This is a genomic window from Janthinobacterium paucivorans (genome assembly GCF_051380805.1).
GTDB classification, from domain to species: domain Bacteria; phylum Pseudomonadota; class Gammaproteobacteria; order Burkholderiales; family Burkholderiaceae_D; genus Janthinobacterium; species Janthinobacterium lividum_D.
Genome location: NZ_JBNYXR010000012.1, coordinates 26,307 through 41,070, shown reverse-complemented (window position 1 = coordinate 41,070; position 14,764 = coordinate 26,307). Strand labels below are relative to the sequence as shown.

At 62.7% G+C, this 14,764-nt stretch carries 12 protein-coding genes; 7 read left to right on the top strand and 5 right to left on the bottom strand.

The features are described from left to right. Window positions 1-33: 33 nt before the first annotated feature. The 5 genes from ACQ4V8_RS15170 to ACQ4V8_RS15150 all read left to right on the top strand — a co-directional run bounded on the left by ACQ4V8_RS15170 (window position 34) and on the right by ACQ4V8_RS15150 (window position 5,431). Window positions 34-1,980: a UvrD-helicase domain-containing protein gene (locus tag ACQ4V8_RS15170; RefSeq protein WP_196857027.1), complete on the top strand. Its 1,947-nt coding sequence runs from the start codon at window positions 34-36 to the stop codon at window positions 1,978-1,980. A 439-nt stretch (window positions 1,981-2,419) separates the two neighbouring features. Further along, window positions 2,420-2,803: a LiaF transmembrane domain-containing protein gene (locus tag ACQ4V8_RS15165; RefSeq protein ID WP_029496305.1), complete on the top strand. Its 384-nt coding sequence runs from the start codon at window positions 2,420-2,422 to the stop codon at window positions 2,801-2,803. Continuing rightward, entirely contained in the window at window positions 2,793-3,608 is an 816-nt protein-coding gene (locus tag ACQ4V8_RS15160) for a LiaI-LiaF-like domain-containing protein (protein ID WP_070347001.1), read from the top strand. The genes ACQ4V8_RS15165 and ACQ4V8_RS15160 overlap by 11 nt, the downstream gene beginning before the upstream one ends. 6 nt (window positions 3,609-3,614) lie before the next feature. Beyond that, window positions 3,615-4,691 carry a sensor histidine kinase gene (locus tag ACQ4V8_RS15155; protein WP_010396841.1) on the top strand — a complete coding sequence of 359 codons (1,077 nt, stop codon included), beginning with the start codon at window positions 3,615-3,617 and terminating at the stop codon, window positions 4,689-4,691. An 11-nt stretch (window positions 4,692-4,702) separates the two neighbouring features. Further along, entirely contained in the window at window positions 4,703-5,431 is a 729-nt protein-coding gene (locus ACQ4V8_RS15150; protein WP_436571782.1) for a LytR/AlgR family response regulator transcription factor, read from the top strand. Here the strand turns inward: ACQ4V8_RS15150 and ACQ4V8_RS15145 are convergent. Then, window positions 5,420-7,684: an ATP-dependent DNA helicase gene (locus ACQ4V8_RS15145; RefSeq protein ID WP_070347000.1), complete on the bottom strand. Its 2,265-nt coding sequence runs from the start codon at window positions 7,682-7,684 to the stop codon at window positions 5,420-5,422. The two genes, ACQ4V8_RS15150 and ACQ4V8_RS15145, sit on opposite strands and share 12 nt — an antisense overlap. Beyond that, complete coding sequence (locus ACQ4V8_RS15140) at window positions 7,681-9,333, bottom strand: VRR-NUC domain-containing protein (protein ID WP_436571751.1); 1,653 nt, start codon at window positions 9,331-9,333, stop codon at window positions 7,681-7,683. Before ACQ4V8_RS15140 ends, ACQ4V8_RS15145 begins: the two co-directional genes overlap by 4 nt. Before the next feature lie 300 nt (window positions 9,334-9,633). Here ACQ4V8_RS15140 and ACQ4V8_RS15135 point away from each other — a divergent pair, with 300 nt between their 5' ends. Together ACQ4V8_RS15135 and ACQ4V8_RS15130 are read left to right on the top strand one after the other, a co-directional pair. After that, window positions 9,634-10,851 (top strand): MFS transporter, encoded by a 1,218-nt coding sequence (locus tag ACQ4V8_RS15135; RefSeq protein WP_436571750.1) that lies wholly within the window; start codon window positions 9,634-9,636, stop codon window positions 10,849-10,851. Further along, window positions 10,848-11,477 (top strand): helix-turn-helix transcriptional regulator, encoded by a 630-nt coding sequence (locus tag ACQ4V8_RS15130; RefSeq protein WP_436571749.1) that lies wholly within the window; start codon window positions 10,848-10,850, stop codon window positions 11,475-11,477. The genes ACQ4V8_RS15135 and ACQ4V8_RS15130 overlap by 4 nt, the downstream gene beginning before the upstream one ends. Window positions 11,478-11,532: 55 nt before the next feature. Here ACQ4V8_RS15130 and phaP read toward each other — a convergent pair whose 3' ends face one another. The 3 genes from phaP to ACQ4V8_RS15115 all read right to left on the bottom strand — a co-directional run bounded on the left by phaP (window position 11,533) and on the right by ACQ4V8_RS15115 (window position 14,743). Continuing rightward, window positions 11,533-12,132, bottom strand: coding sequence for a TIGR01841 family phasin (gene phaP, locus ACQ4V8_RS15125; protein WP_010396847.1), 600 nt, complete (start codon window positions 12,130-12,132; stop codon window positions 11,533-11,535). A gap of 107 nt (window positions 12,133-12,239) precedes the next feature. Further along, the gene (locus ACQ4V8_RS15120; protein ID WP_196857031.1) at window positions 12,240-12,434 is read right to left on the bottom strand and encodes a hypothetical protein; all 195 of its coding nucleotides are present in this window, start codon (window positions 12,432-12,434) and stop codon (window positions 12,240-12,242) included. Between the two features lie 47 nt (window positions 12,435-12,481). Then, a complete protein-coding gene (locus ACQ4V8_RS15115) occupies window positions 12,482-14,743 on the bottom strand; it encodes an ATP-binding protein (RefSeq protein WP_070346996.1) in 2,262 nt (753 codons plus the stop codon). Window positions 14,744-14,764: the final 21 nt, after the last annotated feature.

Sequence of the window (14,764 nt, the reverse complement as noted above, 5' to 3'; positions counted from 1 at the left end):
CTGATGCCGTTGCCACCCTTTTCAGGAATATTTTTGAGTACCGATAACGCCCCGCAGTTCATTCCCAAACGCATCACGCCCACGCCAGAGCAGGTGGCTATCCAGACGGCGCAAAAGAAAGTGGTCTTGATCGACGCCAATGCCGGCGCCGCCAAGACGACGACGCTGGCCCTGCGCCTGGCCGAGGCGCTGCACCGGGGCCGCGCGCCCGAGCGCATGCTGGCCCTGGTCTTCACCGAGGCGGCGCGCGTGGCCCTGCGCCAGCGCCTGCTGGAAGTGGGTGTGCCGCTGGGCGTCGTCAAGCGCCTCATCATCGATACCTTCGACGCCTTTGCCGCCAAGTTACTGCTGCAACTGGAAAACATGCAGGTGGCGTTCATGCGCAGCGATGAAGAGCTGCGTCCCGTGGCCTGGGAAGCACTGGAAGTGGTCTGCGAGAAGTACGCCGAGCGCTATGCGCTGGAAATCACTACGACGAACGGGGCGATTGCCGAATTCCTGAAGTTACAGTTGCGTACCAAGGCACGCCTGGATTTTCAACATCCCGACTTCGAGAGCAACTCCCTCGATGACAATCTGGACATGCTGGGCATGTCGCGCACGCACTATCTGTGGCTGCGCGAGTATGAAGGCTTGCGCGGTGCCGACACGGGCGACATCGAGTTCCGCGCAGCGTTTGATGCCACCTACGACCTGGTGCGCATGCTCGATGGCGACGAGCCGTTGCGCCAGCAATTGCCGGCCTTCCAGATCATCGTTGCCGATGAATTGCACGATTTGAACGAAGCCTCGTTCCGCTTGCTGACCATGCTGATACGTCGCGGCAACGCGTTTTTCTGCGGCGCTGGCGACAAGGATCAAGTGATCTACACCTGGTCGGGCGCCGATCACCGCTTCCTGCGCCAGCGCTTCGAGCAAGAGTTTCCTGCCTTGCAGCGCTTGCCGCTGACGGCATCTTACCGCTACGGCCCGCAACTGGCGCAGGCCATGGGCGTGCTGAAGAACAAGGCCAGCGTCTCGGCCCTGGCGCGCGCCACCCACATCGAGCTGCTGGAATATGACCATGCACAGCCGCAGGCCTGCAGCGCGCAGCTGATCGCCGCCCTGGAACACGCGCATGCGGGCACGACCGCCATTTTGCTGCGCGACCGTGACCAGGCGATCCGTGTGGAAACGGCGCTGTTCCAGAGCGGCATCGCGTACGGACTGGTGGATATGAATAGTTATCTGCTGAGCCTGGAAGTGCTGATGCTGCGCGGCATGGTCGCCATCGCCCGCAAGGATTTGCACGCCATCAAGAGCGGTCCGCGTCGCGGCGAGATCCTCGAAGCCCTGGTGGCGTTTGCGGAAATCCCGTTTACGCGCACGCAATTGCAGCAAGCCAAGGCCGACGTCGCCAATTATCCGGACTTGCTGGAAGGCTTCTTGACGAACCAGCTGGCCAAGTCGCATAACCAGGACAAGGCGGCGCTGACCCTGGCTGCCGTCGACTATCTGCGCGCCTTGCCAGCCGATGCGTTGGCGGGCGAAGCACTGCAGCACATCTTTGGCTTGATGCAACTGGAACAGACGGCGCGCCGCATCTATGTCGACCCGGCCCAGGCGCGGGTCGTGGCGCGCTCCCTGCATGGCTTCATTGCCGTGTGCAAGGAAGCGGGCGTGGCGCTGGGCGGCTTTGCCGGCTGGCTGGGTGAGATGGAGGAGGCTGTTGCAGTGACCAGCGGCAAGGCCAAGCTGGTCATCGCCTGCATCGACCAGATCAAGGGCCTCGAATACAACCATGTGATCCTGCCTTACCTGGCCGTTGACGAATTTCCGCGCAGCAAGACCGACCCGCTGGAAGAGGAAAACCGTTTTTATGTGGCCGCCACGCGCGCGCGCGACAGGCTGACCCTGCTGACGCCGCAAGACCCCGCCTACCGAAGCCGCTACATCGCCGCCTTGCAGCTCAAACAGAAGACAGTTGCGTCCAAGGCATAGCTATTGTGTCGCGCGAGCACTTTTATGTGATGGCCGCAGCGCACCAGCGCCGTTTGATGCAGCTCAACAAAGCGGCATCTGTGTACGTTAGCGAACGGTGCCAAGTGGCGATCGGGAGTATGATGGTTGCGCTTGGTTGAGACGCACTGCCGTGAAGTTGGCGCCATGTTCGATCTTCCAGCAGGTCAGCCGGTCGCCTCAAGGATCGGCACCAGATTTCCGCTGCTGGCGCACTTGCGCCAGGCGGCCGCGCACTGCTACTCCAGCTTGTGGTGCTTAGCGCTTACCGCTTACTCCATCCATGCCGGCCCAGCCGGTCTTGCCTCTCATGCCAGCCGCTGCGCCATTCACCGCTGCCTGTCCGCCATTGGCCGAAGCGGTGTTTTCGCGCGCCCGAAATCGGCGTATCTTTACGATTAACCAACTTCAAGGGGACAACGTGAAACCTGAACCTGCTTATTCCCGCCGTACCCAGCTGCTGTGGGGCGTGCTGCTGATCGCCATCGGCGCCGTCATCTTGCTGGACCGGCTCGATGTGATCTATCTCCACGATTACTTTGCACTATGGCATTATTGGCCGCTGATACTGCTCGTCTTCGGCCTCAACAAATTGCTGACGCCTGTGTCCGCCAAGCAGGTGCTGAGCGGCTTGTGGCTGATCTTTTTCGCTGCCTGGTGGTATGTATCGTACGAAGAACTGTGGCACTTGAATTTCTACCGTAGCTGGCCAGCTTTGTTGATCGCCTGGGGCGTTGGCCTCGTCCTGGAACCGCTGCTGAACAAACATTTTATTGCCTACCGGGAGTCCGAGCATGAAAAATAAACCGCCGCTGCACTCGCCATCGCAGATCGTGCTCGGTGTCATCGTCATCGGCTTGGGGCTGTTGTTCCTGCTCGATAACCTCGGCCTCATCAATGTGCGCTACACCTTTCGCTTCTGGCCCACGGTGCTGATCGTGTTTGGCTTGCTGAAACTGTCGCAAAGCCGCAGTGCTAAAGGCTATTTGTTGGGCGGCACGCTGGTGCTGCTGGGCGTGGTCGCCACCCTCAAACACATGGGTATTTTCTACCTGAACTGGGACTTGCTGTGGCCCTTGCTGATCATCGGCCTGGGCGTGGCCGTAGTGTCGAAGTCTTTGCCCGGCGCGCAGCAACGCCAGCGGCGCCGGCGTTTTACCGCACAGCAAGACAGCACGGCCGCGCCCGATTCCTTCGGCCTGCCCCGTAGCGGTGCCGTGTCGCTGGACAAGGCCGCTGCCGACACCACGGCAGTGCCCGGCACCGGCGCGCAGGCCGATGATGACTGCATCATCGAAGTGACGGCTATCCTCGGCGGTTATGTCAGGCGCGTGTCGTCGCAGCGCTTCAGGGGCGGCGATATCAATGTCATCATGGCCGGCTGCGAAATCGATTTGCGCCAGGCATCGATCGAAGGCGAAGCCGTGCTCAACGTATTTGCCCTGTGTGGCGGCGTCACCATCAAGATTCCGCCCGACTGGAGCGTAGTGCTGCAGGGCACGCCCATCCTCGGCGGCTTTGAAGAAAAGACCATCGTGCCGCCGAATCAGGCCAAGCGCTTGTACGTGACCGGCTACGCCATCATGGGTGGCCTGGAAATCCGCAACTAGGCGCGCATGTCCGGGCCCTTGTCGAAGTGGCACGGCGGCGCGGCCGTGGTGGTGCTCTGCCTGGCGCTGGGGCTGGCACTGGCGTGCGTGCTGGCCAGGGTAGCCCAGGCGCCCCGGCTCAATGCAATCGTGCTGGTGGTGCCGGCTACGCTGGTGTATGCGATCGGCTCGGGTTTTTCCGCATTTTACCTGTGCCGCGCCTATCCCTTGCATGCGCGCCATCCGCTCGCCATTGCCGGCGTGATGGGCGTGGCGGCCCTGTTCGCGGGCTTGCTGTGGGCTACCCTGCTGCAATTTATGAATAGCGCCAGCCTGTTGCTGCAGCTGCGCTGGCTGGGCGTGAACCTGACGCAATCGCTGCTGGCTTTGTTTTTCGGCCTGGGCGTGCTGCTGTATTGCCTCGCTGTCGCCGTGCATTATTTGTTGCTGCAATTTGTGCGTGCCAGGATGGCAGAGCAGCGGGGCCTGGAAGCGCAGCTGATGGCGCAGGAAGCGCAACTGCGCATGCTGCGTACGCAGATCGATCCGCATTTCCTTTTCAACAGCCTGAACTCCATCAGCGCCTTGACATCGATCGATGCAGCGGGGGCGCGCCAGATGACGCTGCAACTGGCCAGTTTCTTTCGCCAGAGCCTGAGCCTGGAGGCGCACAAGCACATTGCGGTGGAGCAGGAACTGGTGCTGATCCGCCATTTCCTGGCCATCGAGCAAGTGCGTTTCGGCGCGCGCCTGCAAGTGGCGCTCGTCATTGATGACGGCGCGCTGGCCTGCCTGCTGCCGCCCATGCTGATACAGCCGCTGGTGGAAAATGCTGTCAAGCATGGTATCTGCGGCTTGACGCAGGGCGGCCTGATCGAGATCGCGGTGCAGCGCGCGGGCAGCTTGCTGCACATTGCCGTGCGCAATCCGGTGGATGTGGATCAAGGACCGGCCCACGGCAAGGGCGTGGGGCTGGACAATGTGCGCCAGCGCCTGGCCAGCACCTATGGGCATGAAGCGGGCGTGCACTGGATACGGCGCAACGCGACGTTTGAAGTGACGCTATCGATGCCGGCGCAGACCGGCGACACGGAGGAAGCATGATGCAGGCAAGAATGCGGGTGGCCATCGTCGATGACGAAGCGCTGGCGCGCAGCGTGTTGCGCGAATACCTGGCGCGCCATGACGATATCGACATCGTGGCCGAATGCGCCAACGGCTTCGAAGCCGTCAAGGCCATCGCGGAGCTGGCACCGGAACTGGTGTTTCTCGACATCCAGATGCCGCGCCTCGATGGCTTTGAAGTGGCGCAGCTGATCGGCGCGAAGACCAAGCTGATCTTTGTTACGGCGTACGACCAGTATGCATTAAGGGCGTTCGAATACCACGTCTTGGACTATCTGCTCAAACCGTTCAGCGAACAGCGCTTCGAGCAGGCGCTGGCCCATGCGCGCAGCAACTGCAGCATGCCCGAGACCGTGTTGACGCTGGCGCGTGAGGCGGCCACGCGCGCCGCCCCTTTGGCCCGCGTGCTGATACGCGACGGTGCCAAGGTCCATGTGATCGCCAGCGCCCGCATCGACTATATCGAGGCGCAGGACGATTACATCAGCATCCGTTCCGAGGGCAAGTCTTACCTGAAAAGTCAGACGCTGGCGCAGCTGGAAATCCAGCTCGATCCCGCCAGGTTCGTGCGCGTGCACAGGTCGTATCTGCTCAATATCGATGGCATAGGCCGCATCGAGGCGAGCAGCAAGGATAGTCACGTAGCCATCTTGCGCGATGACACGCGCATTCCCGTGAGCAAGGCCGGGTATCAAAAACTCAAGGCATTAGTCGGCTAGCTGCACGTCCCACCAGGTCGGCAGCAATTGACGGATTTCGGGTCGGGAAAAACGGTCGTCGATCAGATAGACGACGCCCTTGTCCGACTGCGTGCGGATGACTCTGCCAGCCGCTTGCACTACTTTTTGCATGCCCGGATACAAATACGTGTAGTCGTAGCCGGCGCCGAAGATGTCGCCCATGCGCTGGCGGATCTGCTCGTTGACGGGATTGATCTGTGGCAAACCGAGGGTGGCGATGAAGGCGCCGATCAGGCGCGCGCCCGGCAAGTCGATGCCTTCGCCGAAGGCTCCGCCCAGCACGGCAAAGCCGATGCCGCGCGTGTCCAGGCCAAAGCGGCCCAGGAATTGCGCGCGGGCATTATCGTCCATGCGGCGCGGCTGCTGCCAGATGGGCACGTCGGCATGCTGCTGTGCAAACAGGCTGGCGGTCTTTTCCATGTAATCAAAACTGCTGAAGAAGGCCAGGTAGTTGCCCGGCGTTTCGGCGTACTGGCGCGCCATCAGTTGCACGATGGGCAGTAGCGAAGCGGCGCGGTGCTGGTAACGCGTGGAAATAGTGTCCGCCACGCGCACGGATAGCTGTTCCGCCTGGAAAGGCGATTCCACGTCGACCCAGGCCGTGTCGGCGGGCATGCCCAGGGTGTCGCTATAGTAATTCCACGGGCTCAGGGTGGCGGAAAACAGGGCCGTGCTGTGGCTGGCCGCGAAACGTTCCTTGAGGAAGGGCGCCGGGACGATGTTGCGAATGCAGACGGTGGAGCCAGCAGTCGATCCCGTATTTGTCTTGCTGACATCGAACAGCGAATGTGCGCCAAAGCTCTCCGCCAGGCGGTTGATCAGCAACACGTCAAAATAAAAGCGCTGCACGTCCTCATCGAGCGCTGCCGCGTGTTCGGCCTGGTAGTCGCCGATGGCCGTCGCCACACCTTGCAGGGCGCCAAAGAATTTGTCCGGCAAGTCCGCATGCACGTGGTAGTCGCCATCTTGTTCCTTGAGCAAGGTCGTCCACTGGCGCGAGAGGCGGTCCAGCGGTTTCTTCAAGGCGACAGGCGCGACCTTGCGCAACAGCTTCAGCTTGACCTGCTCCAGCTCGGCCGTATACATGCTGCGCGCGCGCGACACCATATTGTGCGCTTCGTCAACCAGCACATTGACCTTCCAGTCGTGCGCCAGGGTCATGCCGTACAGCATGGCGCTGAGATCGAAATAGTAATTGTAGTCGCCGATGACGACATCGCTCCAGCGTGCCAGCTCCATGCCCAGGTAGTAGGGGCAAACACCCTGTTGCAAGGCGATGGCGCGCACCGCTTGCTTGTCGAGGATCAAGCCGCTGGCCAGCGCGACTTCGCGCGCCAGCGGCAAGCGGTCGTAAAACCCCTGCGCCAGCGGACACGATTCGCCGTGGCAAGCCTTGTCAGGATGCTCGCAGGCGCTGTTCTTGGCGCTCAGTTCCAGCACCCGCAGGGGCAGTAGCGGCGCGCTCTCCTTGAGGATGGCGCAGGCGTCGAGCGCCATTTGCCGCCCCGGCACCTTGGCGGCCAGGAAAAACAGCTTGTCGAGGCCGTGCGCGGCCGTGGCTTTCAACATGGGGAACAGGCTGCCCACCGTCTTGCCGATACCCGTCGGCGCTTGCGCCAGCAAGCCGCAACCACGGCTGCTGGCCTTGTACATGGCCTCTGCCAGCTGGCGCTGGCCCGGACGGAAGTCGGCGTGCGGAAAGACCATGCTGGCGAGCTGCGCATCGCGGCTGGCCCGGTGCGCCATTTCCTGCTCGGCCCAGTCCAGGAAGAGGGTGCAATGCTGCTCGAAGAAAATGCGCAGCGCCTCGGCCGTGCATTCCTCGTGCATGACGCTTTCCTTTTGGCTGACGATGTCGAAATACACGAGCGCCACGCGCAGCATGGGCAGTTTCAGTTGCTGGCACAGCAAATGGCCGTAGATGCGCGCCTGCGCCCAGTGCAGCTGGCGGTGGTTGGCGGGCATGGCGTCGAGCTCGCCCCGGTAGGTCTTGATCTCTTCCAGCTGGCGCCGCGCCGGGTCGTAGCCATCGGCGCGCCCGCGCACATGCAGGGGGCCGAAGTCGCCGCAAAGGCTGATTTCCCGCTGGTAATCGTCGTCGCGTCGGCTAGTCACGGTGGCGTGGCCGGCCATGCCTTCCTGCGCCGTGGGGGCGGGCGTGAAACGCAAGTCCAGGTCGCCCACCTTGGCGGTGAATTCACACAGGGCGCGCACGGCGATCGTGTAGCTCATGGCGCGCCCTCCCATTGCAGGTAGCACACGCTGACGGGCATGGCGTGTTCGGCGCAGTACGCTATCCAGCGCAGCTGGTTGTCTTGCAGGCGGTCACCCGGACCCTTGACTTCGATCATGCGGTAGCGCTGCTCGGCCGGCCAGAACTGGATTAAATCGGGCAAGCCGCTGCGGTTGTTTTTAATATCGAGCAAGATGCGCTCAAACGCCTTCTTCAGGTGGGCCGCCGGGATGCAGGCCAGCGCCAGGTCCAGCAAGTCCTTGTCCAGCGCTTGCCAGCTGACGAAGGGCGAAACGATGCCGTGCTTGCTGGCCAAGGTGGCGCGGATGGCGGCGTGGTAACGGCCGTCGTCCAGTTGCGCCAGGCAGGCGGCAAAGTCCCGGCTGCGGCGCGCATGGAAATCGGCGCTGTGCAAGTCGGCCGGGCCACGGTGAAACGGGTGGAAAAAGGCGCCCGGTATGGCCTTGAAGATGGCCGGCCAGCACAGCAGGCCGAACAGCGAGTTGATCAGGGTGTTTTCCACGTAGTACACGGGCGCGTCGTCCTGCATCAGGTGCTGCTGCACCACGCCTTCGACGTAGCTCGCTGCGCCTGGATGCGGCAGCCGCAGATCGATGCGGTCCACGGCGGCGGCGACGTTGGCTGCCTGTTTTGCGTGGCCCAGCTTGCGCCGCAAGCGTGGCGCCATGCGTAGCAGCAATTGCTGTTCTCCTTCGCTTTCCGGCGCGGCCAGGGCCAGCGTCAGGCGTTCGTAGGCCGCTTGCGCCTGCTCATCTTTTTCCAGCACGCGGATGGCGCGCCCGCGCGCGCCCGGATAGCGGCAATCGGCGTAGGCGCGGTAGGCGGCTGGCCAGTCCTGGCATTTTTCCAGATGCTGGGCGATCTGGAAGCGCAGCTTGTCGCGCCGGCTGGCTAGCCAGGTATTGTCCGGCGATAATGGCAGCGCCGCCAGTTGCTGCAGCACTTCGTCTGCCGGCACGTCGTCGTTGTAGCGTTCGCGGCACTGGTACAGCACTTCATAGTGCTCGATATCCTGGCGCGTGCGAAAACCGCGCGACTGCGGCGAGAATTCCACTTTTTCATATTGGTACACCCCGAGGTCGGACAGCACGAATTGCGACCAGTCCTGGCGATAGTTGCCAAAATAGATCAGGCGCAGGCGGTCGCACAGCGGTTGCAGACCGATGCGGTACAGTACGTCGCCCGAGGCCGGATACCAGGCGGAAAACGGCTTAGCTTCAGCATGTTGTTCGCGCAAGGCGTCGAGTTGCTCGGCCTTGCGCGCCGTCTTCAGGGGGGCTGCAAGGCTGAAGGCTTCGGCGACTTCTGCTTTCAGCAGCAAGTCGAATACCGCATCGAGCGCAATGACGGGGTCGGCCTCCACCCATGCCAAGGCGAGCAAGGGCAGGGCGGCCGCGCGCGTGTCGCCGATTTCCGGGTAATTGAGTTTGCTGGCGCGAAATAGACAGCCTTTGCGCATGACCAGGCGCACGAACAGGGCGCGCGAGGGCTGCGGCAGTGCGCCGAATGCGGCGATGAACTGTATTTCTTCAGCGCTCAGCAGATCGGCGTAACGCGCGCCGATCCAGTGTAAGACTTCCTGGAAATTATCCAGATAGTACAAGGGATTTTCCAGGACTCTCAGCATGGGGGCGATAGGGCAACAGGGCAATAGGGCAGTGGTGCAACAGGGCAAGTTGCAAGCGGATGATTTTTACTGTGTTTATATACAGTTTAAACCTTCCGCCGCCGCTTGCCCAGCGATTTCATGTCCAGCCACCTGTACGGCAGGCAAAACAGCGCTTGTGCTTGTGATTGCTCGGGCAATGATAGCCGAGGCGATGGCATGCACGGCAGCAAAGCAATGACGGGTATAATTAATAAACATTTCAGTTTACTTATATGGCGTGGCCACGTAGGCTTGCCAGAGACAATCCGCCGAGGCCGCATGAAAAACATCATTCTCATTTGCGCCGCCTGTATGCTGGCGCTGCTATCGACCATCGGCGCCTCCCTGCCATACCCGATCTTGCCGCCCTTGTTCGCCGCCGAGGCGCCGAATGCCTTCAATCATTTCCTGGGTTTGCCGTCGAAACTGCTGTTCGGCTTGGCGCTGACCATCAATCCGCTGGGCCTGCTGATCGGCTCGGCCGTGCTGGGGCCGCTGTCGGACCGCTATGGTCGCCGTCCCTTGCTGATGCGCACGGCCGTGGGCGCCGCCATTGGCCACGCCATCACGGCATGGGCACTGGTGATCCAGTCCTATCCGCTGTTCCTGGTGGCCCGTTTCATCACGGGTTTGCTGGAAGGAAACGGCGCCGTGGCGCGCGCCATGCTGGCCGACCAGTTGACGGGGCCGCTGCGCTTGCGCGCCATGTCCTGGCTCAATGGCGCGTTTTACCTTGGTTGGCTGGTGGGCCCGATCCTGGCGGGTGCGACCCTGCATTGGGGCGTCACGGTGCCATTCTGGATCGCCGCCACCGCCCTGATGCTCGTCGCCGTGCTGGTGGCCGCCGGTTTGCCGCGCGAAACGCCTTCGCTATTGACGACCTCGTGGTGGCAGGTGGCGCGCGACCGTCATGTGCTCAATTTGCTGCGCCATGCCGAGTTGCGCACCTTGTTCATCGTGCAACTGGCGCTGACCTGCGGCGTGGCCAGTTTTTACGAGTTTTATCCGCTGTGGCTAGTCGAGATGGCCAGTTACCATGCGCAGGAGATTGCCTGGGTGAATGTAGGCCTGTGCGGCACGATGACGATCACCTCGCTGCTGGCGGGCGGTCCCAGCCGCCATGCGCCGCTGCTGCGCGCCAGCTGGTATGCGAGTGGCGTGGCGCTGGCCATCGGCGTGCTGGCGCTGGGTGATATATGGGTGGGCCTCGCCGCCATCGTGCTATTCGGCATTCCGAATGCGCTGTACAACACGGTCATCCAGGGCTGGTGCGCCGAACGCTTCAGCGTGCATGGGCAGGGCGCCGTGATGGGCTTGCTGTCCACCACCTTTTGCATTGCCAATATCGTCGTGGCCCTGAGCGGCTCGGTGCTGACGCTGATCGACACGCGGCTGATCCTCGCCGCAGGCGCCATGTCCGCCGCCTGGGCTGCCTGGCGCATGGCGGCCTGGCGCCGCCAGCTCGATGGCGCCGCCGACGCCAAGGCGGTCGCATGAGCGCCAGTACGTCCGGGCAGAGCTTGTCGCTGTTGAAGCTGCGCGGGCCGCAGACGGCGCAGCAACTGGCGCTCTTGCTCGGCATCACCTCCATGGGCGCGCGGCGCCAGCTCGAAGCGGCGCAGCAGAAGGGCCTGGTGGCCTTCGAGGACGTGGCTGACAAGGTGGGGCGCCCGGCGCGGCGCTGGGCGTTGACGCGCGAGGGCCACGCGCGCTATCCGGACCGGCATGCCGACCTGACCCTGGAATTGATCGGGCAAGTGAAAAACCTGTTCGGTGACGAGGGCCTGGATAAATTGATCGACGCGCGCGAACGCAGCAGTGTCGCCGCCTACAGCACGCTGATCGACTTGCGCCTTGCGCTGGCGCAAAGAGTGGAGATCCTGGCGCGGACGCGCGATGACGAGGGTTACATGGCCCATGCCGAGGCGCAGGACGATGGCAGTGTCTTGTTGGTGGAAAACCATTGCCCGATTTGCGCAGCGGCCACCGCATGCCAGAATTTGTGCCGCTCGGAGCTGGCCATCTTTCAGCGGGTGTTGGGGGACGATTGCATGGTGGAACGCAGTCAATATCTGCTGCAGGGCGGGCGGCGCTGCGTGTACCGGATCGTGCCGGTGAGGTGAAGCCAAGCAAAGGCTGGGGTCAGGCCCGGCGGGTCTGACCCCACATGGAGTCAACTTACTTCTTGGCAGCCTTCGGCTTGGCAGCGGGCGCCGCCTTTTCAGGCGCAGCTTGTGCGCCGGCCGTGGCCTGCGCCACTTGCGCGCTAGCCTTGGCAATTTGATCTTCCACCGTCTTCACGGCCTGTTTCGTGGCCTTGGTTACTTGTTCGTAACCGAGGAAGGCGTTGTCGATGGCAGCCTTGACGATGGCCACGGCGTTTTCCGAGCCCGGCGGCACGTTTTTCGTGACGTCATAAATCAGGGCGCTCAAATTGCTTTTTGCTTCGGCCACGTGGGCTTCTGCGGCCGTGGTGAATTCCGTGTGGATTTCCTTGATGATGTCGTCGAGTTGCTGTTTATACGCTTTTGCACCGGCAACACCCGGTTGCAGCTGGGCAGCGGCGGCCGCCATGGCAGCCTTTGGATCCTTGGCCTGACTGATTTCCTTGCTGGCGGCAAGGCCATCTTCGATGCCGGACTTGGCGGTAGCCATGTTCAGCGCCAGTACCTGCTCCACGCCTTGCACGGCCTTGGAGGTGAGGCTGTTGAAGGTCATCAGCTGGAATTCAAACAGGGCCTTGGTGGCCGATGCGAATTGTTCGGGATTTGTAAACATGTGGTCTCCTCGGTTTGAATAGATACGTTCTTATCGTTCCATACTCTTTCGATGCCGCATTGCCATTGCTTGCTCTCAAGCCGGTGCCCCGTGTGGTCATGGCCCCATTATTTAACAAGCGCCGGTTTTTCGCAACGGCTATCTTTGTACGGTCCCGAGGCCAGTTCCCAGCCAAATCCCAGGGTGGACTGGGCGCATGACAGGGTGCCGTCGATCTTGCTGCGCCATTGGTACCAGGGTGCCGGCGCGGCCGAGGCGTACGCGCAGGCGGCCAGCAGGACTGCGGCGATCAGGTATTTCATCAGTGCTCCGAAAGAAAAGTCTGCCGACATTGTAGCGCGCCGGCGATTCAGGCAGCCGGCGATTGCGGCGCTGCGGCCGGTAACTGCAGGGTGAAGGTGGTGCCGCTGTCGGCACCGGTGCTGCTGCTGGCGCCGATATTGCCACCCAGCACGCCCGTGACGATATTGTGCGCCACATGCAGGCCCAGGCCCGAGCCGCCGGACCCGAGCTTGGTCGTGAAAAAGGGGTCGTAGATGCGCGCCAGATCGTCGGCGGCGATGCCCACGCCCGTGTCGGCGATGGACACGGTGATCATCTGCCCGTCATCGCTGGCGCACGCGGTGATGCTGATATTGCCGCCGCTGCGCCCCTCGAAGCCATGGCGCAGGCAGTTTTCCAGCAGGTTGCTCAGTACCTGGCCCAGCGGATCGGGATAGCTGTCCATGACTAGGCCGTCTGGTACGTTTTGCGTCAGGCTCAGGCCGGCGGCCTTGAGCAGCGTGGACATGGGCAGCATCAGTTCGGCGATGAACTGGCGTAGCGGAAAGCGCCGCCGTGGCGAGCTGGCGTGGTCAACGGCGATCAGCTTGAAGCTCGAGACCAAGTCGGCGGCGCGCTGCAAGTTGCGCAGCATGATGGCGTCCGCTTCGCTCGCTTGGCTCAGGTAGGCACCGAGTTCGGAGCGGCGCAGTCCGTCCTGGAAGCTGGCCTGGATATCGCGCGTGCGCTCGGCCATGGTGGTGGCCACCACCAGGCCGTTGCCGATCGGCGTATTGAGTTCGTGCGCAATGCCAGCGACCAGCGCGCCCAGTGCGGCCAGCTTGTCGCGGCGCACCAGTTCTTCTTGCGTGATGGACAGGTTTTCCAGCGCTGCGGCCAATTCCCGGTTCGTCTGCTCGGAGTGCTCCTTGGCCTGCGTCAAGGCTGCCGTGCGTTCGTCTACCAGCTCTTCGAGGTGGGCGCGGTGGCGCTGCAGTTCGCGTTCGTGGCGCATGCGCCCGATGGCGATGCCTGCCAGGTCGGTGGCCGTATCGATCAGCTGCAGCTCGTGCGCATCGGGCTTGCGCACTTCGCGGTAGTACATGGCGAAAGAGCCGAGCACGGCGCCATCCTGGCCGAAGATGGGGCGCGACCAGCAGGCGCGCAAGCCGAACGGTGCCGCCAGCTCGCGGTAAGGTGCCCACAGCGGATCGTGCATGATATCGCTCACGACCACCGGTTCGTGCCGGAACATGGCCGTGCCGCAGGAGCCCACGCCGGGTCCGATGGCCACGCCTTCGAGCTGGGTCAGGTACTCGGGCGGCAGGCTGGGGCCGGTCGCGCTGTGCATGTGGATGCCATCATCGTCGAGCAGCATGATGGAACAGAGCACGCCACGCGACTGGCTTTCGATCAGCAGCAGCAGCTGGTTCAGGGTGGGGTTCAGGGGTGCGCCCTTGGCGACCATTTCCAGCAAGGCGCTCTGGCCCGCGCGCATCGCTTCGGCGAAGTTGCGTTCGGTTAAGTCGATGACGCGCGCATGGACCAGCTGGCGCCCTGGCACGGACAAGCGCATCAAACGGATTTCGCAGGCGATCGGGTGGCTGTCGCGGTGGCAGCAGATGGCGCGGAAAACGACGATCTTGCCTTGCAAGGTATCGCCGATCTTCTCTTCCAGCAATTGCGGCGAGGCGCGGCCGTCGTCCTGATGCCTGGGGAACAGCGGCTCGATGCCGCCTTGCAGCAGTTCGGCCAGCGGCATGCCGAACAATTCTTCGGCCAGGTGGTTGGCGTCGATCAGCAGGCGGTTGTCGATATCGAACAGCAGCACGGCGTCGGGTGAGCCAGCCAGGATGGCATGGTAATTGACTTCCAGCGTTTGCGGATGCCGCGGCCGCGCCGTTGTTGCAGCCGTTGCAGTGGTAACGGAAAGGCGCGCGGCCTGCACCTCGGCCTTGTGCAATGCCAGTTCCATGAGGATTTTTTCCGCCACGTCGCGCGCATTGAAGGGCATTTTGATGTAATCGCTGGCGCCGGCGCCCACGCTGCGGCCCTGTTCCTCGGCGCTGGGCGTGGCCGACATCAGCAGCAGGGGCACGCCGTGGCTTCCGCCCGCATTGCGCAGGCGCAGGCAGGTGGCGCCGATATTCGTGCCGGCCAGCGCCGCGTCGAGCAAGATCAAGTCGGTACCGCCGGCCGCCAGTTGCACGCCTTCGTCGACATCACCCGCCAGTCCCGTGCCCAGGTTATGCCGGTCCAGCACATACAGCAGTTCGCGCACATCGTCAGGTGAATTGCTGACCAGTAGCACCTTGGCCCGATCGGCGATGGAAGAAATCAACTGAGTCATGGTGGCGCGCCCTTACGCGTA

What these genes read in the sequence shown, in the direction of transcription:
- ACQ4V8_RS15160 (WP_070347001.1), top strand. Translation starts at nt 2,793, where the DNA reads ATGAAAAATAAACCGCCGCTGCACTCGCCATCGCAGATCGTGCTCGGT.
- ACQ4V8_RS15155 (WP_010396841.1), top strand. Translation starts at nt 3,615, where the DNA reads ATGTCCGGGCCCTTGTCGAAGTGGCACGGCGGCGCGGCCGTGGTGGTG.
- ACQ4V8_RS15150 (WP_436571782.1), top strand. Translation starts at nt 4,703, where the DNA reads ATGCGGGTGGCCATCGTCGATGACGAAGCGCTGGCGCGCAGCGTGTTG.
- ACQ4V8_RS15145 (WP_070347000.1), bottom strand. Translation starts at nt 7,684, where the DNA reads ATGAGCTACACGATCGCCGTGCGCGCCCTGTGTGAATTCACCGCCAAG.
- ACQ4V8_RS15140 (WP_436571751.1), bottom strand. Translation starts at nt 9,333, where the DNA reads ATGCTGAGAGTCCTGGAAAATCCCTTGTACTATCTGGATAATTTCCAG.
- ACQ4V8_RS15135 (WP_436571750.1), top strand. Translation starts at nt 9,634, where the DNA reads ATGAAAAACATCATTCTCATTTGCGCCGCCTGTATGCTGGCGCTGCTA.
- ACQ4V8_RS15130 (WP_436571749.1), top strand. Translation starts at nt 10,848, where the DNA reads ATGAGCGCCAGTACGTCCGGGCAGAGCTTGTCGCTGTTGAAGCTGCGC.
- phaP (WP_010396847.1), bottom strand. Translation starts at nt 12,132, where the DNA reads ATGTTTACAAATCCCGAACAATTCGCATCGGCCACCAAGGCCCTGTTT.
- ACQ4V8_RS15120 (WP_196857031.1), bottom strand. Translation starts at nt 12,434, where the DNA reads ATGAAATACCTGATCGCCGCAGTCCTGCTGGCCGCCTGCGCGTACGCC.
- ACQ4V8_RS15115 (WP_070346996.1), bottom strand. Translation starts at nt 14,743, where the DNA reads ATGACTCAGTTGATTTCTTCCATCGCCGATCGGGCCAAGGTGCTACTG.